Source organism: Streptomyces flaveolus, assembly GCF_044765825.1.
Classification (GTDB): domain Bacteria; phylum Actinomycetota; class Actinomycetes; order Streptomycetales; family Streptomycetaceae; genus Streptomyces; species Streptomyces flaveolus.
Genome location: NZ_JBIWKU010000001.1, coordinates 412,419 through 438,026, shown reverse-complemented (window position 1 = coordinate 438,026; position 25,608 = coordinate 412,419). Strand labels below are relative to the sequence as shown.

Sequence of the window (25,608 nt, the reverse complement as noted above, 5' to 3'; positions counted from 1 at the left end):
CCCGGCCTGACGTGCCCGCGGCAGGGATCAGGTGCCGGACGCCGGGCGCCCCCGATCCGGGTGCCGCCCGGCAGGGTTCAGGCGCCCCCGATCCGGGTGCCGCCCGGCAGGGTTCAGGCGCCCTCGGCACGGGTGCCGTCCGGCAGGGCTCAGGGGCGCTCGACCGCGGGTGGCGAGCCCGGCAGCGGGCGTCCGGCCGACTCCGTCATGAACCACACCGCCGCGCCGCCGATCACGGCCGCGGCCATCATGTAGTAGGCGGGCATCATCATGTTGCCCGTCGCCCCGATCAGCGCCGTCACCACCAGCGGCGTCGTGCCGCCGAAGAGGGACACGGAGACGTTGAAGCCGATCGACAGCGAGCCGTAGCGCACCCGCGTCGGGAACAGCGCGGGCAGGGCGGCCGGCATCGACGCGGTGAAGCAGACCAGCAGCAGGCCCAGCGCGGCCATGCCGAGACCCACGGCGAGCAGGCTGCCCTGGCGGATCAGCAGCAGCGCCGGGACGGAGAGGAGGAGGAAGCCCGCGCAGCCCGCCGCGATCACCGGCCGCCGCCCGACCCGGTCGGTCAGCGCGCCCGCGAACGGCTGCACGATCATCATCAGCGCCATCACGGCCAGCACGACCAGCAGCCCGTGCGTCTCGTCGTACTTCAGCTCGCTCGTCAGGTAGCTCGGCATGTACGACAGCAGCATGTAGTCGGTGACGTTGAAGACCAGCACCAGGCCGACGCACAGCAGCAGCGTCTTCCACTGCCCCGTGATCATGTCCCGCAGGGGCACGCGGGGCCGCGCGGCCTCCGCCTTCTCGACCTCGGCGGCGAACGCCGGGGTCTCCTCCAGCCGCATCCGCAGATACAGCCCGATGATGCCCATCGGCCCGGCGATCAGGAACGGGATGCGCCAGCCCCAGGAGGTGAGGTCGCCGTCGGACAGCAGTGCCGTCATCAGGGTCACCAGCCCCGCGCCGCCGATGTAGCCGGCGAGCGTGCCGAACTCCAGCCAGCTCCCCAGGAACCCGCGCTTCTTGTCCGGCGCGTACTCGGCGATGAAGGTGGACGCGCCCGCGTACTCACCGCCGGTCGAGAAGCCCTGCACGAGGCGGGCCACCAGCAGCAGCACCGGCGCCCACACGCCGATCGTCGCGTACGACGGGATCAGCCCGATGGCGAACGTGCCCGCCGCCATCATGATCATCGTGACGGCGAGGACCTTCTGCCGTCCGACCCGGTCGCCGAGCGGGCCGAAGACCATGCCGCCGAGCGGCCGGACCAGGAACGCCGCGGCGAAGGCGCCGAACGTGGAGAGAAGCTGGGCGGTCGGGTTGCCCGAGGGGAAGAAGACCTTGCCGAGGGTGACGGCGATGTAGCTGTAGACGCCGAAGTCGAACCACTCCATGGCGTTGCCGAGGGCCGCCGCCTTCACGGCGCGCCTGACGAGGGCGGGGTCGGTGGCGGTGACGCCTGCGCCGGAGGATGACGCGCCGGAGCGGGCCGGCTTCTCGAGGGACAGGGGGGATGCGACGGTGGCAGTCGACAAAACTCCGCTCGCCTACCTTTCGACGGGGACAGGGACACCGCGACCCGCACGGCGGCACTGTCGCCGGGCCGGAAGGGACCCGCGGCAATGCGCCACAGGCCGAAAAGAGACCATAGGCGGTGGTGTGCCGCTTACGCCCGGTAAACTGTTCGCTGCTCACTGCATCAATATGACGTGCACGCAGGGACGTCTCCTCGGTACGGAGCGCGTTCTGAGCCCCTGACCTGTGATCCTTCTCGCTCCGGCCGGGGCGGGGAGGGGTCCCGGGACGGTGGCGAGAGGCACCCCGAGCACGACCGGACTATCGTCATGCGGACAAAAGACGGCCAAAGGGCCGGCCGATGGCGGCGGCGGTCAGGCGGAACGGGGGTTGCCTGCGTCTCCCCCAGGGGGCGGTGCGAGCCCCATAGGGTTCGCAAGGACAGCACCGCGCACACGGGCGCGCGGACGAGCGGGGCGGGAGGCCGCGGGGCGTGGCGAATGCGGAGCACAGTGGGCGACCGGCGGAGGCTTTCGGAGCACCGGCCGTCGCAGCGACCAGAGCACGGCTGCGCGCGGCGCGGCTGGGACTGTGGCTGGTCGCCGCCATCCTCGCCGTACGCCAGCTTGCCGCGGTCCTCGGCACCCCGCGCGGGGAACGGCTGACGGACCTGGAGACCTGGGTCGGGGAGCACGGGGTCCTGCACGTGGAGGGCTCGCTGTACGACTCCACGCAGTTCACCGGCACCCCCTTCGTCGGCCTCGTCCTCAAACCCTTCACCCGCGCCGCCGAACAGGCCCTCGGCTGGGGCTGGACCTTCGGCTCGCTGCTGCTGGTCGTGGCCCTCGGCCTGGTCGCCGCCCGCGCCCTGCCCAGGCCGGTGGGCCGCCGTACGGCGCTGCTGGCGGCGCCCGTCGCCGTCAGCCTGCTGATGCTCTCGCTGCCCGTGCGCAACGCGCTGTGGCTCGGGCAGACCAGCATCCTCCCCGTCCTGCTCGTCCTGCTGGGCTGCTTCGCCGTCCGCGGTGAGCACGGCGAACGCGTCGGCGGCGCGCTGATCGGTATCGCCGCCGCCTTCCAGCCGACCGTGCTCCTGTTCGTGCCTCTGCTGTGGTTCACCGACCGCAGACGGGCCGCCGTCTCCACGGCCGCCGGCTTCGCCGCCTGCACGGCGATCGCCTGGGCGGCGATGGCGCAGGACTCCTACACCTACTGGGTGCACCACCTGGCGGGCGTCGGTCTCGGCGGCGCGGCCGACGACCTAGCCAACCAGTCCCTGCACGGCGTCCTGCTGCGGCTCGGTCTCTCCGGGCCCCTGGAGGTCGCCCTCTTCCTCGTCCTCGGCGCCGCCGTCGCGGTCCTCGCGCTGCGCCGCGCCGTGCGCTACGCCCGCGACGGGCAGCTCCTGCTCGCCGTCGCGGTCACCGGCTGCGCGGCGGTCGCCGTGTCGCCGACCACCTGGCAGCACCAGCTGCTGTGGGTGCTGCTCGCGGTCGTCGGCCGGGTCGGCAAGCGCGCCTCCGACCGGTACGTGTGGCCGGTCGCCGTCGTCCTGGTGATGACGCTGCCCGCGAAGATGATGCTGCCGAACATGGCGGCGCTGTTCCCGCTGCGCGACAACGTCGTCCTGCTCGCGGCGCTGGCCGCGGCCGTCGCCGTGCCGTTCCTGCCCCGCACCTCGCCGTACTACGACTCCCCGGTCCCGACGAGCTACGCGGCGCCGGTCCCCACCCGCTTCCGGCACGTCCCCCTGCTGCCCTTCCTGCGCCGGGTCCTCACCCGCCCCAACCTCCTGCTGGAGCTCCTCCTCATCCGGGTCACCTACGCCGCCTACTCCAAGGTCCGGCTCGCGGCGACCGGCGGCAGCAACTCGGCCGGCCGGGAGCGGGCGGAGGAGCACGGCCACCAGATCCTCGACCTGGAACGTTTCCTGCACCTCGACATCGAGCACGCGGTCAACCACGCGGTGGTGAAGGTCGGCTGGCTGCGGGACTTCTTCGACTTCTACTACACGTCGTTCCACTTCGTCGTCCCGCTGACCGTGCTCGGCGTCCTCTACTGGCGCCGCCCGGTGGACTACCGCTGGGCCCGCGCCTCCCTCGGCTTCGCCACCCTGCTGGCCCTGGTCGGCTTCTGGCTGTACCCGCTGGCCCCGCCGCGGCTGATGCCGGGGCTCGGGATCATCGACACGGTGCACGGCGTGCAGGATTTCTCCAAGCCCGACTACGGCACGCTGACGGCCCTCACCAACCAGTACGCGGCGATGCCGTCGCTGCACTTCGGCTGGTCGCTGTGGTGCGGACTGGCGATCGCGGTCATCGCCCCGAAGATGTGGATGAAGGCCCTCGGCCTGCTGCACCCGCTCTTCACGGTCTCGGCGATCGTGGCGACCGGCAACCACTGGGTGCTGGACGCGGTGGGCGGCGCGGTCGTCGTCGGCGGGGGCTTCGGGCTGACGTACCTGTTCCAGGGCCCCCGGGCCCGGACGGTGACGGCCGCGGCGCAGGCGCCGGTCCCTCCCGCCCGTCCCGCGGTCGACGAGGTCAGCAGCGGTCCGGCGTCGTCGGCGAAGGAAGGTACGCCGAGCTGATCCGGTACTCGCCCGCCGCCGGGACGGTCAGCCGCGTGAACTCGCCGTCCTCGGCCAGGCACCCGCCGTCGGCCCGCAGCCACGGCGACCAGGCGACCTTCACGGTGACCGGGCCCGGCCGGTCCGCGCGCAGCACCAGCTCCGTGCCGGTGGTCGTCACGACGGTGCCGGGCGCGGAGACCAGCGGTTCGGCGTCCCGCACCCGGTAGACCCGCCAGTGCTCGTCCTGCCAGACCGGCTCCAGCCACTCGGGCCGCAGCTCCGGGTCCCGTACGAGCGCCGCCTCGGCCTCGGCGGGGCCGTCCGGCCTGCCGAGCGGCAGGACGACGAGGCCGACACCCCAGCGGTCCAGCCAGGCCCGGTAGGTCGCCGCGGAGAAGCTGCCGTCGTAGAAGAGGCGCCCACGCTCCACGTCGAGCTGCCGGTTCCAGCCGCGGGCGAGATTGACGTGCGGGGCGAGTCCGACGGCCTCGCGGTGGTTGCGGGCGGGCACGACCTCGACGCGGGTGCGGTCGGCGCCGAGCCCGTCCAGCGCCCGGACGAGCCCGTCCGTCTCGGCGGCCCAGGCGGGCACCACCGTGGACACCCTCAGATCGTCGACGGTCTTCTTCCCCGCCCACCCGACGGAGTAGACGAGCGCGACGACCAGGAGAGCGCTCGTGACGCGCCGCAGCCGGGGCGCGGTGAGCAGGGCGGCGAGCAGCGCGGCGGGCGCGAACAGTTCGACGAAGCGCTCGACGTTCGTCCCGACGGGCGAGGCGATGAGGTACGTCAGCACCGTCCCGACCGCGTACACGGCCCCGCTCCACCGCGCCACCCGCCAGGCGCGGGGCGCCAGCGCGGTGACGGCCAGCCCGAGCACGACGGGCGGCCAGATCCGGTCCGCCGGCATCGGCTGCTCCCCGGTGAAGGGGAAGAACAGTGTGGTCAGCCCGACGACGGCGGCGGGGGGTATGAGCAGGACCAGGGCCCGTCCCCAGTCCCGCACCAGCAGGAAGCCGGCCCCGACCACGGCCAGGAACAGCCCGGCCACCGGCGACGCCATGGTGGCGAGCGCGGCGTAGGCGGCGGCGAGGGCGAGCCGCCGCTCGCGGACCAGCGGCACGCAGGCGGCCAGCCCGAAGGCGACGCCCAGGGCGAAGGTGGTCCGCCCCGAGGCGACGTTGCACCACAGCGCGAGAGAGGCCAGCAGCGCGGGCCACAGCGGCCGGCGCACCCCCGCCCGCCTGATCAGCACGGCCGTCAGCCAGGTGGCCGCCAGCCCGGACGCGACGGTGACCGTGCGCACACCGAGCGCGGCCATCAAGTACGGGGAGATCAGGCTGTAGTTGGCGGTGTGCATCCCGCCGTACCAGAACAGTCCGTACGCCGATCCGCCGTGCCGCGCCGCGAAGTCCGCCCATGCCTGCTGGGCGGCGAGGTCACCGCCGCCGGTGGCGAGGAAAGCCCACCACAGCCCGTACAGGGGCAGGGTGGGCAACGTGGCGAGCAGCGGGACGCGGAGCCGGTGCCAGAGGGCGCGCGGCGCGGCGTCCGGGCGTCTGTCCGACCGCTGGTCGGGCCGGGAGACGGTGAGATCGGCAGGGACCACGGTCGGGGTTTCCGTTCGGCTTCGTCAGGGGTGCCCGGTGTGGACACACGTGCGAAGACGATAAATCGAACAGAAACGTTGACCTGACCCAGGGCCGGGTCATCCGGCCGTTGCGGAGGCCCAGTCGAGGAAGGTGGCGAAGGCGGCGGGGGCGAGGGCCAGGACGGGGCCTGCCGGGTCCTTGGAGTCGCGGACGGCGACGGCGGCGGGCAGTTCGGCGACTTCGACGCAGTTCCCGCCCTGGTCGCCGCTGTAACTGGCCTTACGCCACTGGATATCCGTCGGAATCGCCTTGCTCTCCATGGCTTTCCTCCATCAAGCGCTGGATGAGCTCCGCCGATTCCCTGAGGGAGAGCGCGGAGGCCTGAAGATGATCGTATCGGAGTGAGCAGTCCTTGACCGTGTCCGGATTGGCCGTCGGATGCCCGCTCCCGTACCCCTCGGTGTAGACGATCGACGGATCGCTCCCGAAACGGTAGACGTCGAACGAGCCTTGTAGCCCCGCATGCGCTCCCGCTGAGAACGGCAGTACCTGGATGTTGACCCGAGGGCTGCTCTCGAAGGCCAACAGATGGGCCAGTTGCTCCCGCATGACGCTCCGGCCGCCGATCTCCTGGCGCAGCGCGGCCTCGCTGAGCACGGCCCAGAAGACCGGCGGCTCCTCCTTCTCGAAGATGGCCTGGCGGGCGATCCGGACGGCGGTGCGGTCGTCGAGGTTGCTCCGGTCCAGCGCACCCAGAACGGCACGCGCATACGCCTTGGTCTGCAGGAGGCCGTGGATGACGTGTGTCTCGAACGAGTAGATCTCGGTGGCCCTCGCCTGCAACTCGGCCACTTGTTGGAACCAGGCGGGTTGCTGACTGCGCATCACCAGCGTGACCAGCCGGGACAGTAACCCACCCGTGCCCAGCGCCGCGTCCACCCGCTCGCTGAACTCCGGCGTCGGCAGCTTCCGGGCGGTCTCGATCTGGCCTACCAGGGAGCCCGTGTAGTTCACGATGTCGCCGAGCTGCCGCTGGGTCAGTCCGGCGGCCTCGCGGTACCGGCGCAGTTCGAAGCCGTAGTAGTCGAGCGGTGAGGCACCCGGGTCGAGGATGTTGACGTGGGTCACGCAGAGGCCCCTCTCGCGCAACTCGGCCCACTGCCGGACCGGTTGTATTCGTCCGGTAGCCCACGGTAGTCGTCCGACGTCAGGCTCGTGCCGTGAACGATTACTTTCCCCCGACCCTCATGGGTCACTGCCCGGACCAGTACACGATGCGCTTCACCGCCGGCGCGCACTCGGCCCGGCACGTCCGGCGGATCGTCCGCTCCTACCTGACCGAGTGGGAGCTCGCCGGACTGACCGACGCGGTGGAACTGGGCGTGACGGAGCTGCTGGCCAACGTCGTACGCCATGTCCCGGACCGCCGCTGCACGCTGCTGTTGCTGCGGCGGGCGGACGGGTCCGGCGTCCGGGTGGAGGTGGCGGACGGCAGTCCGCGGCGCCCGCGCCTGGCCGACGAGGTGCCCGACGACGCCGAGGGCGGGCGGGGGCTGGTGCTGCTGGACGCGGTGGCCGACAAGTGGGGCGTGGGGCCGGGCCCGGGGCGCGGCAAGACGGTGTGGTTCGAGTGCGAGGGGGCCTCCCCCGCTCGCTGAGCGGGGGAGGCCGCGTGATCACACCGCCGCGGTGTGCCCGGTGATCGGGCAGGCGCCGGCCGCCGCCGCCGCGCCGAAGGCGGCGGTCCGGGCGGTGGGCGCCGTGCCGCCGATCTGCTGGAGGATCTCGTCGGAGAGGAGGTCCTCCTTGCCCTTGAGGGCGTCGGCGACCTTGAGGTCGGTGTTGAAGACCATCTCGGCGGCGACGTTGTCCTGGACGATGCGGGCCAGGTTGTCCAGGGCCACGGCGATCGGGTCCGAGGGCGTCTCCACGGTCGGCAGGTCGATCAGGTGGGTGTCCACCTTCGCCTGGTTCATGGTGCGGCGGATGATGATGGACGCCTGGTTCAGCTCGGCCGTGGTCCAGATCGACAGCACCGTGACGTAGAGGTTGCTCCACGCCGCTTCGCCGATCAGCGTGCGCCACCGCTTCATGAGGCCCTCGATGCCGGTGATCTGCGCGGTGGCGGCGAAGGTCATGTTGACGCGGATGGACGGATAGACCGTGGCGGCGAACCTGTTGAACGACACCATGTCGAACGCCTGGGCCTTGACGGACGCGTCGATGAACTTGACGGCCTCGCTCAGGATCTTGTCGCATGAGTTCTCGAGGTCGAGGGGGAGGTTCGCGGTGCCGAGCCTGGTGTACGCCCCCTGGAGCGTGGTCCTGAAGGCGTTCAGCGGGGTGATCCAGCCCTTGTCGCCCGGTGCCCTGGTGACGACCATGTCGAGGTCGTGCGGGTCGATGCGGTCCGCGTTGGGGATGTTGGGGACCTGGTCGCTGAGGTAGGAGGCGAGGATCGAGAAGAGGCCCAGGGGAACGTGGGCGATCGACTTGGCCAGTTCGAAGTACTCCGGAACCGGGTCGACGGTCTCGACCTGCTTGCCGCCGTTGATGAGGGTGAAGCGTCCGCCGACCGCGTTGTTGGAGACGACGACGACCGGGCTGAGCTGAGTGGTCAGTTCGCTCTTGAGGGTCGCGTAGTTGGCACGCATCTTCGCGTTGACGGCGCGTATCGCGTCGCGTGCCGCCTTCTCGTCGGTCGCGGTGGCTCCGGTGGTGGCCGCCGAGGCGGTGGAGGCGGTCTGGCCCGTGAATAACGTCGCCGCCCCTACGGCCGACGCGGTACCCAGAAATCCTCTACGTGTTGCCATGCCCCGTTTTCCTGCTTTCTTCGTGAGTGAAAGTGCCTTGTGGCGTGGGGGGAACAGCGTGGGGGGACCTCGGAGTCGAGGCGTCGTTCGGTGGGGGGCAGGTCGCCGATGCGGTGACCTGCGCCTGTGACACTATGGCCCGCCGACGGTGTCGGCAATGTCATTCAACATGCAGAAACCGACATGGTTGTCGTGGACTTGGGGGATTCTTGAGCACCGTGAGACGGCTGATCGTCGTCGTCCTCTTCGAAGGTGTCGACCTGCTCGACGTCACCGGGCCGCCGGAGGTGTTCTCCCTCGCACGGCGCGAGACGGACGAGGCCGCGGGCTACGACGTCGTCCTCGCCGCGGAGACCGGGGAACCGGTCACCACCGCCGCCGGGGTCCGGGTCCTGCCCGACACCACCTTCGACGAAGTGGTCACGCAGAGCATCGACACCCTGATCGTGCCCGGTGCCGTCGAGGTGGACGAGCAGCGCCGCGTGCACCCGCTCACCGACCCCGCCGTGGTGGAACGGGTGCGCCAACTCGCCGGCCGCACCCGGCGGGTCACCTCCGTCTGCGTCGGAGCGCACATCCTCGCCGCCGCCGGACTCCTCGACGGCAAGCGCGCCACCACCCACTGGTCGACCGCGCAGCAGCTCGCCGCCGACCATCCCGCGATCGAGGTCGACGCCGACCCGATCTTCATCCGCGAAGGCGACGTGTGGACGGGGGCGGGGATCAGCGCCTGCCTCGACCTGTCGCTCGCGCTCATCGCCGACGACCTCGGCGAGGCCGTCGCGCTGCGCGTGGCCCGGCAGCTCGTGATGTACCTGAAACGGCCCAGCGGGCAGAGTCAGTTCAGCGTTCCCCTGGAGCAGGTCTCCACGACCCGGCGCATCGAGGACCTCCGCCACCACATCATGCGCCACATCGCCGAACCCCTCACCGTCGCGGACCTCGCCGCGTGCGCCCACGTCAGCGACCGGCAGCTCACCCGGATCTTCAAGAACGAACTCGGTACGACTCCGCACGCCTACATCGAGTCCGCCCGCGTCGAGGTGGCACGCCACCAGCTCGAATCCACCGACGCCACCCTGGAACGGGTCGCCTCCGCCTGCGGATTCGGCACCGTCGACACCCTGGTCAGGGCGTTCCGCCGCCGGCTCGACACGACTCCGACCGAGTACCGGCGCAGGTTCCGCACGGGGGCGGCGCAGGTGCGGTGACGCCGGCCCGCCGGCTCGTCCGGACGCACGAAGACGGCGGCCCCGGGGATCGGGGGGCCGCCGCCTTCGGTCTGTGGGGGCCGGTGTCAGTACCAGCCGTTGGCCTGCGCCGGCGTCGCGGCCTGGGAGGGCGCGGCGGCGATCAGCGTGCCGCAGGTGGCCGCGGCCAGGGCGGCACCCGCGAGGGCCTTCCTCGGGGTGGCGACGGTGCGGAGGAGGGAGGCGACGGTCAACGGGGTGCCTTTCTTCGGGACAGGGGCGTCGGCGCAGACCGGCCGCGTGGTGCGTGGCGGGGGCATGCCTCGGCGCCGCGACCCGTGAGGGCGTCGGCGCCTTTCGACCGCTCCAGAGAAACAGGCGGGAAGGGCGTCCGCAATCACCCCTTTTACTAGTGGTGGTCGCACAGGAGGAAAGGTCCTCCGTGTGACGTGGGCCGCACAGCGCAGGTCAGAGGGGGTGGGGAAGCGTGGCCGGTGGCGTGGTCCGGCTACTAGCCCGCCTAGGAGAGGACCACCGGCCTGTGGGGTGCTTCACCTCGGCGGCGCGTCGAACGTGACCGGCGTCTCGAAGGCCGCCCTGCGGGTGGCGCGGCGCAGCGCCTTCAGGACGGGCGTGCCGAGCGCGAGGGTGAGCACGACCGTCATCGCGGCGCGGCCCCCGTCCCAGCCGAGGGACGTGGCCAGGCAGTAGGCGACGAAGCGGGCCAGGTTGTCGGGGACCGACGCGTCCGGGTCGAAGGCGATGTTCGAGGCGAGCGTGTTCATGAACGTCCAGCCCGCCAGGTTCATCACCGTGCCGTAGGCGAACGCGGCCAGGAACCCGTACCCGGCGAGCAGGAGCAGCTCCGCCCGGCCGCGCAGCCGGTCCGGGAAGGGCAGCAGGCCCGCGCCCATCGTGAACCAGCCCATCGACAGCATCTGGAACGGCATCCACGGCCCCACCCCGCCCGTGAGCAGCGCGGACGCGAACATCGTGACCGAGCCGAGGACGAAGCCGAAGCCCGGGCCGAGGACCCGGCCGCTGAGGACCATCAGGAAGAACATCGGTTCCAGACCGGCCGTCCCCGCGCCGATGGGGCGCAGGGCCGCGCCCGCCGCCGCCAGGACGCCGAGCATCGCCACGGCCTTGGGGCCGAGGCCCGACTCCGAGATCGTCGCCGCGACCACCGCCACCAGCAGCACCAGCACGCCCGCGAACAGCCACGGGGCGTCCTGGGCGTGGGCGTTCACCGAGGCGTCCGGCGGGGCGAGGAAGGGCCAGCCGAAGCCCGCCACGCCCACCGCGCTGACCAGGACCAGGGCGGCGACGGAGCGGGGGCCCAGGCGGACGGCGCGGGCCTGACGCGTGTCGCTCATGCCAGGGCCTCCCGCACCTGCGTCACCGTCAGCCACTCCTGCGGCGCCAGGACCTTCGCGACCTGCGGGGCGAAGGAGGGGGAGGCCACCACCACGTCCGCCGCCGGGCCGTCGGCGATCACCTCGCCCTCGGCGAGCAGGACCACCCGGTCGGCCAGCTCGGCGGCCAGCTCCACGTCGTGCGTGGCCAGCACGATCGCATGACCGTCGGCCGCCAGGGAACGCAGGATGCCGGCCAGCCGGGCCTTCGCCGCGTAGTCCAGGCCGCGCGTCGGCTCGTCCAGGAGCAGCAGCGGCGGGCGGGCCGTCAGCACGACGGACAGGGCGAGCGTCAGCCGCTGGCCCTCCGAGAGGTCGCGGGGGTGGGTGTCGTCGGTGACGCCGGGGAGCAGCTCCGTCAGCAGGGCGCGACAGGTGCCGGGCGCCGCGTCCGCGTCCCGGTCGGCGGCCGCGCACTCGGCGGCGACCGTGTCGGCGTACAGCAGGTCGCGCGGCTCCTGCGGGACCAGACCGACACGGCGTACGAGCTCACGCGGGGGCGTGCGGTGCGGTACGGCGTCGCCGGTGCGGACCGAACCGGCGGACGGTTCGACGAGGCCGACGAGCGCCGACAGGAGGGTGGACTTCCCGGCGCCGTTGCGGCCCATGAGGGCGACCGTCTCGCCGGGGGAGACGGTGAGGTCGACGTCGCGCAGTGCCTGGACGCGGTCGCGCCGGACGGCGAGGGAACGGACCTCGGCGGCGTACGGGGAGGGGACGGCGTCCCGGGTCTTCCGGCGGCGGCGCAGGAAGGAGGCGGGCGCGGGCCGGGGCGCCGGGAGCGCGGAACCCGAGGGCGCACGCTCCGGAGGCCGCCGGCCGGCCAGCCGCTCCCGCAGCGGGGCCGCGCGGCGGCGGGCGTCCCGGATCGTCAGCGGCAGCGGGGACCAGCCCGCCAGCCGGCCCAGGTCCACCACCGGCGGGTACACCGGGGACACCGCCATCACCTCCGCCGGGGAACCGAGGACCGGTGCCGCGCCCGGGGACGGGAGCAGGACGACCTGGTCGGCGTACTGGACGACGCGTTCCAGGCGGTGCTCGGCCATCAGGACCGTCGTACCGAGGTCGTGGACCAGGCGCTGGAGCACCGCCAGGACCTCTTCGGCGGCGGCCGGGTCCAGGGCGGAGGTCGGCTCGTCCAGGACCAGGACGTCGGGGTGCGGGGTGAGGACCGAGCCGATGGCGACGCGCTGCTGCTGGCCGCCGGAGAGCGTGGCGATGGGGCGGGCGCGCAGGTCGGACAGGCCCAGCAGGTCGAGGGTCTCCTCGACGCGGCGGCGCATCACGTCCGGGGCGAGGCCCAGGGACTCCATGCCGTAGGCGAGCTCGTCCTCGACGGTGTCCGTCACGAAGTGGGACAGGGGGTCCTGGCCGACCGTGCCGACGACGTCGGCGAGTTCGCGCGGCTTGTGGGTGCGGGTGTCGCGGCCGGCCACGGTGACCCGGCCGCTCAGGGTGCCGCCGGTGAAGTGCGGCACGAGGCCGCCGACCGCGCCGAGCACGGTCGACTTGCCGACGCCGGACGGGCCGGCCAACAGGACGAGTTCGCCCTCGGGGACCTCGAAGTCCACGCCACGGACGGTGGGTTCGGCCACTCCGTCGTACGTCACGGAGACATCCTCGAAGCGGATCACGACGGCTCCTTGGCGGGGGCGGACACGGGCTCGGGGGCGGGGGTGACGAACGCCGGGAGCAGGCCGAGGAGCACGGCCACGGCCGGCCACAGCGGGAGCGACGGCGCGACCAGCGGGACCACGCCCGGGTGCAGCGCCGCCGGGTCGCGGGACGCGGCGACGAACATCAGGGCCGCGACCGCCACGCCGGAAGCGGTGACCAGCCAGGCGCGGGCGTTCCAGCGGTCGGGGCGGTAGCGGGTGCGCGGGGACCGGCGGCCGCCGAGCCACAGCCCCGCGAGCGCGGCGGCGAGCCCGGCGAGGAGCACGGGGATGCCGTACGTGCCGCCGGCGGCGGTCAGCACGCCGTACGTCCCCGCGCAGACGCCGAGCAGGCCGCCGAGGGTGAGGGCGGCGGTGGTACGGCGTACGGCGGCGGGGACCTCGGCGGTACGGCCGTAGCCGCGGGCGTCCATCGCGGCGGCGAGGGCGACGGAGCGCTCCAGGGCGCCCTCCAGTACCGGCAGTCCGACCTGGAGCAGGCCGCGTACGCCCTTGTCGGGGCGGCCTCTGAGGCGGCGGGCGGCGCGGAGGCGGTGCACGTCGGCGATGAGGTTCGGGGCGAAGGTGAGGGCGACGACGACGGCCACGCCCATCTCGTACAGGGCGCCGGGGAGGGACTTGAGGAGGCGGGAGGGGTTGGCGAGGGCGTTCGCGGCGCCGACGCAGACGAGGAGGGCGGCGAGCTTCATCGCGTCGTACAGGGCGAAGGCGAGGCCCTCGGCGGTGACGCGGCCGCCGAGGCGGATGCCCTGCGCCCAGTGGGGGAGGGGGACTTCGGGGAGGGTGACGAGGGTGTGGGTGCCGGGGATGGGGGAGCCGAGGACCGTGGTGAAGGCGAGGCGGATGAGGAGGACGGCGAGGGCGAGTTTGACGAAGGCGCCGTAGGAGCGGGACCAGGGGGCGTGGGGGCGGCGGGCGGTGACGACGTAGGCGGAGACGGCGACGAGGAGGGCGAGGAGGAGGGGGTTGGTGGTGCGGGTGGCGGCGGTGCCGAGGGCCAAGGCCCAGAGCCACCAGGCGCCGGGGTGGAGCGGGGCGTGCGCTCCGGACGCCGGTCGCGTGGTGGCGGGGCGCTGGTGCGGGCGGGGGGTGGGGGCGCTTGCCCGCGCTGACGGGGTGCCTCCCCCAGAGGGGGGACCCCCAGCGCCCACCCGTGCCGCCCCAGCGGCACGACTGCCCGCAGGCTGGGTGGGGTGGCTGCCTGCGGGCTCGACCGCCCCAGCGGTACGGGTGCCCGCAGGCTGCGCGGGCTGGGCGGGCAGTTCGGCACGACTGCCCTCAGGCTGGGCCGCCGACTGGGTGGGGCGGCTGCCCGTGGGCCGGTTGGGGTTCGTCGGGTCAGGAGTTGGCATTCCTGCGCCGCCTTGACTGCCAGGTTGCCGCTGCCGCCAGGGCTGCGACGACGGCCATGCCCGTGACGAGGCCGGTCGACGGGCCGCCGTCGTCGTCCTGTGCGGGCTTCTCCGCCGGGGCCGCGCTCGTCGTCGGGTCCTGCTGCTGCGTCACCTGCTCCCCGCACCCCGTCCTCGGGTAGCCCGCGATGGCGCACAGCAGGGCGTTGGTGTCGTAGCGGAGGGGGCCGGCGACCGCGGCCAGGGCGTCGGCCGTCGTCGCGTCGGGGGCGACGCGGGCACAGGCCGTACGGCCGGCGGGCGGGGTCTCGCCGGACGGGGCGTCGGACGCCGTACCGAAGTCCAGGACGAGAGCCACCCGCTTCCTGCCCTCCTCCGCGGGCGTCTTCGCGCAGATCGCCGCGAAGTCCGCCGTGCCGCGGGGCTGGGCCGCGTCGCCGGAGTCCTCGCTCACCGAGAAGCGGAAGCCCTGGACGTCGCCGTCGGAGGGGCGGGCCATGGAGGGGCCCTGGGTGGCGTACGTCCAGTGGTCGCCGTCACGGTCCCAGAAGGACCAGTAGCGGTAGCCGGCGGCCTGCGCCGGTCCCGCGCCCGCGACGATCACGAGCGCGGCCAGCAGCAGAAGGGCGAAGCGGCGTATCACGGCTGCTGCTTCCGGTTGCGACCGCTGATGAAGATGCCGATGCCGATGCCGAAGACGAGGCAGACGCCGACGAACCACCAGACGCCGAACGGGGAGTCGTCCTTCTCGTCCTTCGCCCCGTCGTCCTGCTTCTCGTCCGCGCCGGTGGCCCGGTCGGTCACCTTGACGCCCTGCGGGGCCGGTCCCGTGGCGTTGAGCTGCTCGACCAGGTCGGCGCCGCCGAAGGCGCGGGGGTCGGTGCCCGTGGCGTGGGCGGCGAAGATGAGCTGGGCGTAGGCGGCGGGCCCGCTCTGCTTCGCCCAGGCCGCGGAGTTCTTCTCCAGCCAGGCCAGCGGCTTCGCGGCGCTGCCGGCCCCGCCCTGCGCGGCGAGCGCGACGACGGCGTCGGCGGTGTTGCCGTAGTCGGGCTGGGCGGCGGCGCCGGAGAGGGCGGACGTCAGATGGCCGTCCTTGGCGACCGCCCGGGCGAGGTGGGCGGCGCCGTTCGCGGCGGCCTGCTCGCGGGTGGGCTTGTCCGCGCCGGCGCAGCCGGCGTCGCCGCCCGCCGCCTTGCCGGGCTCGGCGACCAGGCCCTTGCCGAGCGCGCCGAGGACACCGGCGGCGGTCGCGTCGTCGTTGGCGAGGAGCTTGCCGTCCTTGTCGGGCTGGAAGGCGAAGGCGCCCGCGCCCTTGCTCTCCGAGCAGGGCAGGGCGAACGTCAACAGGGCGTCGTAGGGCGACTTGCCGTCCTTCGTGACGGCCTCCGGCTCGGTGCCCGTGGCGGTCAGGGCGCCGATGACCACGGAGGTGGAGTTGGCGTCGCTGGGGCCGCCGGGGGTGTAGCCCCAGCCGCCGTCCTTGTTCTGCACGGACTTCAGCCAGCCGAGGGCGTCCTCGACGACGTCGCCGTGCCCGCCGACGGCCCACAGCGCCTGGACGGCGGCGGCCGTGCTGTTGGTGTCGACCATGGTCTTGGCGTCGCAGGGCTTGCCGGTGTCGGCCCGGTAGGGCGCGAAGGCGCCGTTGTCGCACTGCTGCCCGGTGAGCCAGTTCACGGCCTTCGTGGACGGCATCACGCCCGCGGTGTCCTGGGCGAGCAGGGCGAGCGACTGGCGCCAGACGCCGTCGTACTGGGGGTCGGAGGTGCCGTACAGCCCGGCGGGCGTGGACGCGGAGGCGGACGGTGACGGGTCGGCGGCGACCGCGGGCGCGGCGGCGCCGAGCACGGCTATGGCGGCGAGAGCCGCGGCGCTGCGACGGCGGACGTTCATGATCGGCGGGTGCCTTTCCCTGTGCGGGGCCGGACAGCACGGGGCACCCCCGGCGGCTCGGCCCCGTATGCCTCGACGGTGCCCGTGCACGGCGGGCGCCGGGCACGTGAGCCGGTCACAGTCCCGCCCCGGGGCGATCCGGCTCACCGCCCGGAACGGACGGCTCACGGTTGCGGGTCAGCGCCGGAATTGCACCGGCTTCCCCCCGTACGGGTGTGATACGACGCCGCCACTTTACCCGGCCGTAAGAACGGGGAGACGGGGCGTCTAGCGCGGCTCCCCGGACGTCCCGGCCTCCGTCAGGTCGATCAGGCGGCAGACCGTGTCGATGTCCACCTTCACCTGGGCGATGGACGCGCGGCCCGAGAGCCAGGTGATCAGGGCGGAGTGCCAGGTGTGTTCGACGACGCGGACCGCGGAGAGCTGCTGCGGGGTCGGGTGGTCCAGCCCGCCCATCGCGTCCAGGATGATCGCCGTGGTCTGGCGGGAGACCTGGTCGACCTCCGGGGAGACGCTGCGGTCGGCGAAGGTGAGGGCACGGGCCATCGCCTCGGCCAGTTGCGGCTCGCGCTGCAGGGCACGGAAGGCCCGCATCAGGGTCTGCGCCACCCGCTCGGCCGCCGTCTCGCCGGTCGGCGGCTGCTTGCGCAGCGTCGCGTGCAGGTGCTCCAGCTGGTCCTGCATGGTCGCGACCAGCAGATGGACCTTGGACGGGAAGTAGCGGTACAGCGTGCCGAGGGCGACCTGCGAGGACTCCGCGACCTCGCGCATCTGCACCGCGTCGAAACCGCCGCGGCCGGCCAGCCGGGCGCTCGCCTGGAGGATGCGGCGGCGGCGCGCCGCCTGCCGTTCCGTCAGGGGCGGGGAGGAGGGCGCGGAGCGGCGCACGGGCTCGGCCGCCGTCCCCGTTACCGGGTTGTCCACCTTGGTCACCTTCTTCCCCTCGCCCGGCCCGGCGGGGGGACCCGTCGTGGCTGCCGTCGTGGCGTGAATCACCTGATCCACTCGTCACAGCGCCCCTACCTGCCGGTAGATTCGGAGGCTCTGACGATCAAGTCTGAAACTTGTTCTAGATTAACGTCCCGGCGTAGTGTCGCGGGACGAAGCAGGGAGAGAGGGGCCCAGAGTGACCGCTGAGGCCAGTCAGGCGGGTCCCCGTCAGGAGCCCGCCGCCGACGGCTTGCGACCGCTCCGCATCGCACTCCTCACCTACAAGGGAAACCCGTTCTGCGGCGGCCAGGGCGTCTACGTCCGCCACCTGTCGCGCGAACTGGCCCGCCTCGGCCACCGGGTCGAGGTCATAGGCGCCCAGCCGTATCCCGTGCTCGACGAGGGGCACGAGGACCGGCTGTCCCTCACCGAGCTGCCGAGCCTCGACCTCTACCGCCAGCCGGACCCCTTCCGCACCCCGAAGCGCGGCGAGTACCGCGACTGGGTCGACGCCCTCGAGGTCGCCACCATGTGGACCGGCGGCTTCCCCGAACCGCTGACGTTCTCGCTGCGCGCCCGCCGCCATCTGCGCGCCCGCCGCGGCGACTTCGACGTCGTCCACGACAACCAGACCCTCGGGTACGGCTTGTTGGGCGACGTCGGTGCCCCGCTCGTCACCACCATCCACCACCCCATCACCGTGGACCGGCAGCTGGAGCTGGACGCGGCCGAGGGCCGGGGGCGCCGCTACGCCGTGCGCCGCTGGTACGCCTTCACCCGCATGCAGAAGCGCGTCGCGCGCCGCCTGCCCTCCGTGCTGACCGTCTCCGGCACCTCCCGCCAGGAGATCGTCGACCACCTCGGCGTACGGGACGACCGCATCCACGTCGTCCACATCGGCGCCGACACCGACCTGTTCTCGCCCGACCCGTCGGTGCCGCAGGTACCCGGCCGGATCGTGACCACGTCCAGCGCGGACGTGCCGCTCAAGGGCCTGGTCTTCCTCGTCGAGGCGCTCGCGAAGGTCCGCACCGAGCAGCCCGACGCCCACCTCGTCGTGGTCGGCAAGCGGCCCGCCGAGGGGCCCGTCGCCCAGGCGATCGAGCGCTACGGCCTCGACGGCGCCGTCGAGTTCGTCAAGGGCATCTCCGACGCCGAACTCGTCGACCTCGTCCGCTCGGCGCAGGTCGCCTGCGTGCCGTCCCTGTACGAGGGGTTCTCGCTGCCCGCGGCCGAGGCCATGGCGACCGGCACCGCGCTGCTCGCCACGACCGGCGGGGCCGTCCCGGAGGTCGCCGGACGCGACGGGGAGACCTGCCTCGCCGTGCCCCCGGGCGACGCGGGCGCGCTGGCCGCCGGGCTGAACCGGCTGCTCGGCGACCCGGAGCTGCGGGCCCGGCTCGGCGCGGCCGGACGCGAACGCGTGCTGCGGCACTTCACCTGGGCCCGCGCCGCCGAGGGCACGGTCGCCCGCTACCGCGAGGCCATCGGCCCCTCCGCCACGACCGCCCCGACGGTCGTGCCCGCGACCCCGACCCCCAGTGACACCGGCGTCTACCCCGAAAGCAGGGCCACGTGCTGACCGTCGACTTCTCCCGGTTCCCGCTCGCCCCGGGCGACCGCGTCCTGGACCTCGGCTGCGGCGCCGGCCGGCACGCGTTCGAGTGTTACCGGCGCGGCGCGCAGGTCGTGGCGCTGGACCAGAACGGCGAGGAGATCCGCGAGGTCGCCAAGTGGTTCGCCGCGATGAAGGAGGCCGGCGAGGCGCCGGCCGGTGCCACCGCCACCGCCATGGAGGGCGACGCGCTGGCCCTGCCCTTCCCGGACGAGTCCTTCGACGTCGTCATCATCTCCGAGGTGATGGAGCACATCCCCGACGACAAGGGCGTCCTCGCCGAGATGGTCCGCGTCCTCAAGCCCGGCGGGCGCATCGCCATCACCGTGCCCCGCTACGGTCCCGAGAAGGTCTGCTGGACGCTGTCCGACGCCTACCACGAGGTCGAGGGCGGCCACATCCGCATCTACAAGGCGGACGAACTCCTCGCGCGCATCCGCGAGGCGGGCCTCAAGCCGTACGGCACCCACCACGCGCACGCGCTGCACTCGCCGTACTGGTGGCTGAAGTGCGCCTTCGGCGTCGACAACGACAAGGCGCTGCCCGTGCGGGCGTACCACAAGCTGCTGGTCTGGGACATCATGAAGAAGCCGCTGGCGACGAGGGTCGCCGAGCAGGCGCTCAACCCGCTGATCGGCAAGAGCTTCGTGGCCTACGCGACCAAGCCGCACCTCCCGCCGGTGGACGCCACGTGACCACGCCCCGCACGGAACACCTCGTCCTGCCCGGCGTCCTCACCGACGAGCAGGCCGCCGCCACCGTCCGCGGCATCCTCGCCGTGCAGCGCGAGGACGGCGCCATCCCCTGGTTCCGCGGACACCACCTCGACCCCTGGGACCACGTCGAGGCGGCGATGGCCCTGGACGCGGCCGGCGAACACGACGCCGCCGAGCGGGCGTACACGTGGCTGGCCCGGCACCAGAACCAGGACGGCTCCTGGTACGCCGCCTACGCCGACGGCGACTTCGCCGACGTCACCGACCGCGGCCGGGAGACCAACTTCGTCGCCTACGTCTCCGTGGGCGTCTGGCACCACTACCTCGCCACCGGCGACGACACGTTCCTGGACCGGATGTGGCCGGTCGTCGTCGCCGCGACCGAGTTCGTCCTGCGGCTCCAGCAGCCCGGCGGGCAGATCGGCTGGCGGCGCGACGACGACGGCACCCCGACGAAGGACGCGCTGCTCACCGGCAGCTCCTCCATCCACCACGCGCTGCGCTGCGCCCTCGCCATCGCGGAGCAGCGCGAGGAGCCGCAGCCCGACTGGGAGTTGGCGGTCGGCGCGCTGCGGCACGCCATCCGGCGCCACCCGGAGCGGTTCCTGGACAAGGGCCGCTACTCGATGGACTGGTACTACCCGGTGCTGGGCGGCGCGCTGACCGGCACCGAGGCCAGGTCACGCATCGAGGAGAGCTGGGACCGCTTCGTCGTCCCGGACCTCGGCGTGCGCTGCGTCGTCCCCAACGCGTGGGTGACGGGCGGCGAGTCCGCCGAACTCGCCCTCGCGCTGTGGGCGGTGGGCGAGTCCGACCGCGCCCTGGAGATACTCCAGTCCATCCAGCACCTGCGGGACGCGGACAGCGGCCTGTACTGGACGGGGTACGTCTTCGACGACCAGGTCGTCTGGCCGCGCGAGCTGACCACCTGGACGGCCGGTTCCCTGCTGCTCGCCGTCGCCGCGCTCGGCGGCCACGAGGCGACCTGCCAGGTCTTCTCGGGCGACCGGCTGCCCAGGGGCCTCGACCCGGACTGCTGCGTCTGAGCGCCGCCCGGACGGGTCAGCGGTGGCCGAGCCGGTTGGCGATGGCGTGGCCGATGAAGAGGTAGACCACGGCGGCGAGGCCGTATCCGGCGACGACACGCGCCCAGGCCTCGTCGAACGTGAAGAGGTCCCGTGACCAGCCGGCGAGCCAGTTGGCCGCGTCATGGACGAACTGCACCAGGTCATTGGCCCGGTTGGCGTCCAACAGGTACATCAGTATCCACAGGCCGAGGATGAGGGCCATGATGTCCGCGACGATCGCGATGGCCCGGCCCGCGGAGGTGGAACCGTGGTATCTAGACATGCCTTGCGTATGGCCCCGGATGCCCGGCCGAAACCCACGACGACGGCCCCCCGCCCCGGAAGTACCGGTGGGCGAGGGGCCGTTGCCGTGAAGGGCGGGCGGTGCGGGGTCAGCCGCGCTGGATGCCCGAGGTGTCCTGGAGGACGCCGCGACGGCCGTCCTGCGTCTGGGCGACCAGGTTCGCGCCGCGCTGCTCGACGGCCAGGTACCAGGTGCCCGGCGCCAGTTCGGCGATCGGCGTCGGCGAGCCGTCCTCCGCGAACAGCGGACGCGGCACCGGCACGGCGAACCAGAACGGCGAGAAGTCCCCGGCCGGCTGGGCCTGCGGCTGCTGGGCCTGCGGCTGCGGCTGACCCGGCTGCGGCTGACCGCCGAACGACGGCTGACCGGGCTGGCCCGGCTGCGCACCGTACGGCTGCTGCGGCGCACCCGCGCCCGGGTAGCCGTAACCACCCGGCGGCTGGGCGCCGTAGGGCTGCGGCGCGGCCGGACGGGGCGCGGGGACGAGCGCGCCCTTGAGGGCGGGGACGAGGGGGGTGGCCAGGGCGGCGGCGGCCATGACCAGCGTCGCGATGAGGGCGAGGATCAGGCCCATGCCCGCGTCCGGACCGTCGGAGGAGCCACCGAAGTTGTCAGTGCCGCCGGCCGGGTCGAAGACGTTGCCCAGCGCGCTCCATGCGGCGAAAATCGCCAAGGCGGCACCGAACTGCCCGAGGTCGAGCCCGGCGACCTTCTTGGGCTGCGGCAGCCCCCGGGAGACCACGACGAGGGCGGCGCCGATGATGCCCGCGAGGACGACCCCCATCAGGACCGGGCCGCTTTCCCACAAGTTGGGCATTTCTACGCTGTCGGGCACGCCGTCGATCGAGTAGAGGTCGAGGAACGACGCGATGAACAGCAACACCGCTGCTCCGATCACCACGCCGTCGCCTCGAGTGAGGGAGCGGATATTCACTTCAGGTCCTTCGTAGGTCGTCTCGTCGTCGGTAGAGGCGTCGCTGTCACCATGTCGCCGTCCGGCCCTGATGGGAAGCGCGGGGGTGACCCCTCATCGTACGGATGACACTATCGTCCGCACGCCGGGCGTGTCCTGAGGGATCTGGGAGGCGATCGCTACCCGCGCAGGAAACTCACGATTCCCTCAGACATCCCTTGCGCCGCTTTCTGCCGCCAGGCACCGCTGGTCAGGAGTGCCGCGTCCGCGCTGTCGCGCATGTTGCCGCACTCGATGAACACCTTGGGAACCGTTGACAGATTGAGACCGCCCAGGTCCGTACGCGTGACCAGACCGGTGCCGCCGCCGAGGTAGTTGGCGGGCGCGCTGCCCGTCACGCGGACGAAGTTGCCCGCGATGCGCTGGCCGAGTTCGGCGGAGGGCGCCACGATGGCGCGGGTGTCGGCGACACCCTCGTGCACCGAGCCCGGCAGGATGACGTGGAAGCCGCGGTCGCCGGCCCCCGCACCGTCGGCGTGGATGGAGATCGCGGCGTCCGCGCTCGCCTCGTTGCCGATCCGGGCCCGCTCGTCCACGCAGGGCCCGAAGGGACGGTCGTCGTCCTGCGTCAGCTTCACCGTGGCGCCCTGCTCCTCCAGGAGCGTACGCAGCCGGTGGGCCACGGCGAGGGTGAACTCCGCCTCCGGCCAGCCCGCGTTGGTGGACGTGCCCGTCGTGTCGCACTCCTTCCGGTTCGTGCCGATGTCCACCTTGCGGTTGATCTCGGACGCGTGCCGGAAGTTGCTCGGGTTGTGCCCGGGGTCGATGACGACGACCTTGCCCTTCAGCGGCCCGGTTCCGGCGGCGGGCGCGGACGGGGACGCGGAGGGCTTGCCGTCCGCGGACGAAGAGGACGTACCGGTGGGCGTCCTGGCGTCCGCGCCGGGGGAGGCGGGGCCACTGGAGGACGGCGACGACGACGCCGACGCACCGGCCGCCCGGTCCGCACCGTCGCCCCCGTCGCCCGGGCCGCCGACCGCGGCGTACACCCCCCACCCGAGCAGCGCACCGGGGACGAGCGCGGCGATCGCCACGGTCAGCGGGCGACGCAGGGGGGAACGGCGGGGCTGGGGTGGATCGAAGTCCGGGCCTGTGTACGACACGTCAGCCACCTTAGAGGCCCCGGGCGCCCTCCGCAGGGCGCGCCCGGTCAGTCGTCGTCGGACTGCTGCTCGTGCCGGTAGGTGCCGCGGGCCAGCTCCTGGAGCAGCTCGTGCTCGGTCTTGCCCGTCACCCGGGCCATGGTCCGCAGCAACTGGGCGCAGAGCGCGGCCGCGCCGTCCATCAGGGCCTCCGTCGCCAGCGGGTCCTCGCGGCGCCGCTCGGCGACGTACTCGGCCAGCAGGTCGTCCCCGGAGACGTAGGCGGTCATGAACTCGATACCGGTGCGGACGCGGTCGTAGTCACTGCTCATGGCCGAACGATCGCACACGGACGCGTGCCGAGGGCGGCAGGCGCCGTCAGATTCCCTGGCCCGTCCGCCGCAGGACGCGCAGCGAGTCGGTCGCCGAGACCTCGGTGAACGCGCCGGACGCGAGAGCCCGGAGGTAGACGCGGTAGGGGGCCTGGCCGGTGAACTCGTCGGCCGGGTCCGGGAAGACGTCGTGGATGACCAGCAGGCCGCCGTCGGCCACGTGCGGGGCCCAGCCCTCGTAGTCGGCGTTCGCGTGCTCGTCGGTGTGGCCGCCGTCGACGAAGACCAGGCCGAGAGGCGAGTTCCAGACCGCCGCGATCTGCGGCGAGCGGCCGACGAGGGCCACCACGTGCTCCTCCAGGCCGGCCCGGCGCAGGGTGCGGCGGAAGGTGGGGAGCGTGTCCATCACGCCGAGCTCGGCGTCGACCGTCTCCGGGTCGTGGTAGTCCCAGCCCGGCTGCTGCTCCTCGCTGCCCCGGTGGTGGTCGACGGTGAGCGCGGTGACCCCGGCCGTGCGGGCCGCGTCGGCGATCAGCAGGGTGGAGCGCCCGCAGTACGTGCCGACCTCCAGGAGCGGCAGTCCGAGCCCGCCCGCCTCGGCCGCCGCCGCGTACAGCGCCCGTCCCTCGTGCGCGGGCATGAACCCCTTCGCGGCGTCGAAGGCGGCCAGGATCTCCGGCGTGGGTGCCGCGGGCATGGGGTTCCTCCCGGTGGTACGTGCGTGCTGGCGCCCCATGCTGCCGCACCCCCTGCCGCGCGGTGCGACAGGGGGTGCGGACGGGCGGGCGGTGCGGGTCAGGCGGAGACCGTGTCGCCCGGCAGGGACAGGTCCAGGTCGACCGGGCGTTCGTCGCCCCCGTGGGTCGCCGCGTGGGCGAGCGGGCCGTGGCCCGTGGCGCGGGCGGCCAGCACGTACGGGCCCTCGGCCGGGACGGCGAGTGTGTAGCTGCCGTCCCCGGCGGAGAGGGTCGCGCCCGCCTGACGGCCGTGGCGGTCGATCAGCGTCACCTTGGCGCGGGCGACGGGCGCGCCGTCGGCGGCCAGCACCCGGCCGCGGAAGCCCCGCAGCACCTCCTCGGCGCGGGCCAGGTTCGCGTCCTCCTCGCTGCTCGCCCGGAGCTGCGTGGTGGCCGCGGGGCGCCTGCGCGGCAGGAAGAAGGCCAGCACGAGGCCGGCCGCGACCGCGACGGTCGCGATCAGGAAGGAGACCCGGAAGCCGTGCATCGTCGGGATCGCCACGCCCCCGACGGTCGTCGAGGTGTTGGCGAGCACCATGCCGATGACGGCGCTCGACACCGATGTGCCGATGGACCGCATCAGGGTGTTGAGGCCGTTGGCCGCGCCCGTCTCCGAGGCCGGGACGGCGCCCACGATCAGTGCGGGCAGCGACGAGTAGGCGAGGCCGATGCCCGCGCCGAGCAGCACCGAGGTGACGACGGTCTGCCAGGCGGCGCTCATCAGGCCGAGGCCGCCGCCGTAGCCGACCGCGATGACCAGCAGGCCGATGATCAGGGTGGTCCGCGGGCCGTAGCGGGCGGACAGCCGGGCGTACACGGGCGCCGTGAACATCATCGTCAGGCCCAGCGGGGCCACGCACAGGCCGGCGACGACCATCGACTGGCCGAGGCCGTAGCCGGTGGCGGAGGGGAGCTGGAGGAGCTGGGGCAGGACGAGGGAGACGACGTAGAAGGCGACGCCGACCATGATCGAGGCGAGGTTGGTGAGGAGCACCTCGCGGCGGGCCGTGGTGCGCAGGTCGACCAGCGGGGCCGCGACGCGCAGCTCCATCAGGCCCCACAGCAGCAGGACCACGACGGCGGCGGCGAACAGGCCGAGCGTGGTGGCCGAGCCCCAGCCCCAGTCGCTGCCCTTCGTGATCGGCAGCAGGAAGAGGACCAGGCCGGCGGAGAGGCCGAGCGCGCCGGGCAGGTCGAAGGAACCCTTCGCGCGGAGCGGGGACTCCGGTACGACGAGGAGGGTCAGGACGATGGAGAGGACGCCGAGGCCGGCGGCGCCGTAGAACAGGGCGTGCCAGTCCGTGTGCTGCGCGACCAGTGCGGCGGCGGGCAGCGCGAGACCGCCGCCGACGCCGATCGAGGAGCTCATGAGGGCCATCGACGAGCCGAGCCGCTCGCGGGGCAGCATGTCGCGCATGAGGCCGATGCCGAGGGGTATCGCGCCCATCGCGAAGCCCTGGAGGGTACGGCCGACGATCATGGGGAGCAGGGCGTCGGTGAAGGCGCTGACCAGCGCGCCGACCACCATCACGGCCAGGCTGACGATCAGCATGCGCCGCTTGCCGTACAGGTCGCCGAGGCGGCCCATGATCGGCGTGGCGACGGCTCCGGACAGGAGCGTGGAGGTCAGGACCCAGGTCGCGTTGCTGGGCGTGGTGTCCAGGAGTCGGGGCAGGTCCTTGATGACCGGGACGAGCAGGGTCTGCATCACCGCGACGACGATGCCCGCGAAGGCGAGCACCGGGACGGTGGCCCCGCTCACTCTGCGGGCGGGCTCGTCGGTCGTCGTGTGGGACATTGAGTGAGGCCTCCAGGCCGGGTTCGGCGAATG

The 25,608-nt window shown here is 73.1% G+C and carries 23 protein-coding genes and 1 pseudogene; 6 read left to right on the top strand and 18 right to left on the bottom strand.

The window, feature by feature from the left end; genetic code table 11:
• Positions 1 to 149: 149 nt before the first annotated feature.
• A complete protein-coding gene (gene proP, locus ACIRG6_RS01995) occupies positions 150 to 1,538 on the bottom strand; it encodes a glycine betaine/L-proline transporter ProP (protein WP_403320253.1) in 1,389 nt (462 codons plus the stop codon).
• Between the two features lie 473 nt (positions 1,539 to 2,011).
• Between proP and ACIRG6_RS01990 the strand changes: the two genes are divergently transcribed.
• Entirely contained in the window at positions 2,012 to 4,108 is a 2,097-nt protein-coding gene (locus tag ACIRG6_RS01990) for a bifunctional glycosyltransferase 87/phosphatase PAP2 family protein (RefSeq protein WP_364677354.1), read from the top strand.
• Here ACIRG6_RS01990 and ACIRG6_RS01985 read toward each other — a convergent pair.
• The 3 genes from ACIRG6_RS01985 to ACIRG6_RS01975 all read right to left on the bottom strand — a co-directional run bounded on the left by ACIRG6_RS01985 (position 4,062) and on the right by ACIRG6_RS01975 (position 6,810).
• Positions 4,062 to 5,699 carry a hypothetical protein gene (locus ACIRG6_RS01985; protein WP_403320249.1) on the bottom strand — a complete coding sequence of 546 codons (1,638 nt, stop codon included), beginning with the start codon at positions 5,697 to 5,699 and terminating at the stop codon, positions 4,062 to 4,064. The two genes, ACIRG6_RS01990 and ACIRG6_RS01985, sit on opposite strands and share 47 nt — an antisense overlap.
• A 99-nt stretch (positions 5,700 to 5,798) precedes the next feature.
• Positions 5,799 to 6,002: a DUF397 domain-containing protein gene (locus ACIRG6_RS01980; RefSeq protein ID WP_364677356.1), complete on the bottom strand. Its 204-nt coding sequence runs from the start codon at positions 6,000 to 6,002 to the stop codon at positions 5,799 to 5,801.
• On the bottom strand, positions 5,962 to 6,810 hold the full coding sequence (locus ACIRG6_RS01975) for a helix-turn-helix domain-containing protein (RefSeq protein ID WP_364677358.1): 849 nt from the start codon (positions 6,808 to 6,810) through the stop codon (positions 5,962 to 5,964). The genes ACIRG6_RS01980 and ACIRG6_RS01975 overlap by 41 nt, the downstream gene beginning before the upstream one ends.
• A gap of 92 nt (positions 6,811 to 6,902) precedes the next feature.
• Between ACIRG6_RS01975 and ACIRG6_RS01970 the strand changes: the two genes are divergently transcribed.
• Complete coding sequence (locus tag ACIRG6_RS01970) at positions 6,903 to 7,340, top strand: ATP-binding protein (protein WP_364677359.1); 438 nt, start codon at positions 6,903 to 6,905, stop codon at positions 7,338 to 7,340.
• 18 nt (positions 7,341 to 7,358) lie between these two features.
• Here ACIRG6_RS01970 and ACIRG6_RS01965 read toward each other — a convergent pair whose 3' ends face one another.
• Entirely contained in the window at positions 7,359 to 8,495 is a 1,137-nt protein-coding gene (locus ACIRG6_RS01965) for a hypothetical protein (protein WP_364677361.1), read from the bottom strand.
• Positions 8,496 to 8,704: 209 nt separating this feature from the next.
• On the opposite strand from ACIRG6_RS01965, the gene ACIRG6_RS01960 reads away from it, so the two are divergent.
• Positions 8,705 to 9,706 (top strand): GlxA family transcriptional regulator, encoded by a 1,002-nt coding sequence (locus ACIRG6_RS01960; protein ID WP_364677363.1) that lies wholly within the window; start codon positions 8,705 to 8,707, stop codon positions 9,704 to 9,706.
• A gap of 107 nt (positions 9,707 to 9,813) precedes the next feature.
• Here the strand turns inward: ACIRG6_RS01960 and ACIRG6_RS01955 are convergent.
• From ACIRG6_RS01955 to ACIRG6_RS01925, 7 genes and pseudogenes are all read right to left on the bottom strand, one after another.
• Positions 9,814 to 9,939 (bottom strand): annotated as a pseudogene (locus tag ACIRG6_RS01955) (lytic transglycosylase domain-containing protein); the annotation flags it as partial.
• 297 nt (positions 9,940 to 10,236) lie between these two features.
• Positions 10,237 to 11,061, bottom strand: coding sequence for an ECF transporter S component (locus tag ACIRG6_RS01950; RefSeq protein WP_189228037.1), 825 nt, complete (start codon positions 11,059 to 11,061; stop codon positions 10,237 to 10,239).
• A complete protein-coding gene (locus tag ACIRG6_RS01945) occupies positions 11,058 to 12,734 on the bottom strand; it encodes an ABC transporter ATP-binding protein (protein WP_403320244.1) in 1,677 nt (558 codons plus the stop codon). The genes ACIRG6_RS01950 and ACIRG6_RS01945 overlap by 4 nt, the downstream gene beginning before the upstream one ends.
• Positions 12,731 to 13,927: an energy-coupling factor transporter transmembrane component T gene (locus ACIRG6_RS01940; protein ID WP_403320242.1), complete on the bottom strand. Its 1,197-nt coding sequence runs from the start codon at positions 13,925 to 13,927 to the stop codon at positions 12,731 to 12,733. Before ACIRG6_RS01940 ends, ACIRG6_RS01945 begins: the two co-directional genes overlap by 4 nt.
• 187 nt (positions 13,928 to 14,114) lie before the next feature.
• The gene (locus tag ACIRG6_RS01935) at positions 14,115 to 14,771 is read right to left on the bottom strand and encodes an SCO2322 family protein (protein WP_403320240.1); all 657 of its coding nucleotides are present in this window, start codon (positions 14,769 to 14,771) and stop codon (positions 14,115 to 14,117) included.
• Entirely contained in the window at positions 14,768 to 16,021 is a 1,254-nt protein-coding gene (locus tag ACIRG6_RS01930; RefSeq protein ID WP_364817597.1) for a prenyltransferase/squalene oxidase repeat-containing protein, read from the bottom strand. The genes ACIRG6_RS01935 and ACIRG6_RS01930 overlap by 4 nt, the downstream gene beginning before the upstream one ends.
• A gap of 267 nt (positions 16,022 to 16,288) precedes the next feature.
• Complete coding sequence (locus ACIRG6_RS01925; protein ID WP_364677373.1) at positions 16,289 to 16,945, bottom strand: TetR family transcriptional regulator; 657 nt, start codon at positions 16,943 to 16,945, stop codon at positions 16,289 to 16,291.
• A gap of 202 nt (positions 16,946 to 17,147) precedes the next feature.
• Here ACIRG6_RS01925 and ACIRG6_RS01920 point away from each other — a divergent pair, with 202 nt between their 5' ends.
• From ACIRG6_RS01920 to ACIRG6_RS01910, 3 genes are read left to right on the top strand one after another with little or no spacing between them, the layout of a single operon-like run.
• Entirely contained in the window at positions 17,148 to 18,533 is a 1,386-nt protein-coding gene (locus tag ACIRG6_RS01920) for a glycosyltransferase family 4 protein (RefSeq protein WP_318218361.1), read from the top strand.
• The gene (locus ACIRG6_RS01915; protein WP_189228044.1) at positions 18,527 to 19,261 is read left to right on the top strand and encodes a class I SAM-dependent methyltransferase; all 735 of its coding nucleotides are present in this window, start codon (positions 18,527 to 18,529) and stop codon (positions 19,259 to 19,261) included. Before ACIRG6_RS01920 ends, ACIRG6_RS01915 begins: the two co-directional genes overlap by 7 nt.
• Positions 19,258 to 20,328, top strand: a complete 1,071-nt coding sequence (locus ACIRG6_RS01910; RefSeq protein ID WP_403320236.1) for a prenyltransferase/squalene oxidase repeat-containing protein — start codon at positions 19,258 to 19,260, stop codon at positions 20,326 to 20,328. Before ACIRG6_RS01915 ends, ACIRG6_RS01910 begins: the two co-directional genes overlap by 4 nt.
• A gap of 16 nt (positions 20,329 to 20,344) precedes the next feature.
• Here the strand turns inward: ACIRG6_RS01910 and ACIRG6_RS01905 are convergent, their stop codons facing one another.
• From ACIRG6_RS01905 to ACIRG6_RS01880, 6 genes are all read right to left on the bottom strand, one after another.
• Positions 20,345 to 20,632, bottom strand: a complete 288-nt coding sequence (locus tag ACIRG6_RS01905; RefSeq protein WP_350724595.1) for a hypothetical protein — start codon at positions 20,630 to 20,632, stop codon at positions 20,345 to 20,347.
• 109 nt (positions 20,633 to 20,741) lie between these two features.
• On the bottom strand, positions 20,742 to 21,587 hold the full coding sequence (locus ACIRG6_RS01900; protein WP_403320233.1) for a hypothetical protein: 846 nt from the start codon (positions 21,585 to 21,587) through the stop codon (positions 20,742 to 20,744).
• Positions 21,588 to 21,745: 158 nt separating this feature from the next.
• Positions 21,746 to 22,729: an N-acetylmuramoyl-L-alanine amidase gene (locus ACIRG6_RS01895; protein WP_403320230.1), complete on the bottom strand. Its 984-nt coding sequence runs from the start codon at positions 22,727 to 22,729 to the stop codon at positions 21,746 to 21,748.
• 47 nt (positions 22,730 to 22,776) lie between these two features.
• Positions 22,777 to 23,040: a hypothetical protein gene (locus tag ACIRG6_RS01890; RefSeq protein ID WP_189228049.1), complete on the bottom strand. Its 264-nt coding sequence runs from the start codon at positions 23,038 to 23,040 to the stop codon at positions 22,777 to 22,779.
• Between the two features lie 46 nt (positions 23,041 to 23,086).
• Positions 23,087 to 23,737: a class I SAM-dependent methyltransferase gene (locus ACIRG6_RS01885; RefSeq protein ID WP_364677379.1), complete on the bottom strand. Its 651-nt coding sequence runs from the start codon at positions 23,735 to 23,737 to the stop codon at positions 23,087 to 23,089.
• A 98-nt stretch (positions 23,738 to 23,835) separates the two neighbouring features.
• Positions 23,836 to 25,575, bottom strand: a complete 1,740-nt coding sequence (locus ACIRG6_RS01880; RefSeq protein ID WP_350724604.1) for an MFS transporter — start codon at positions 25,573 to 25,575, stop codon at positions 23,836 to 23,838.
• Between the last annotated feature and the right edge of the window lie 33 nt (positions 25,576 to 25,608).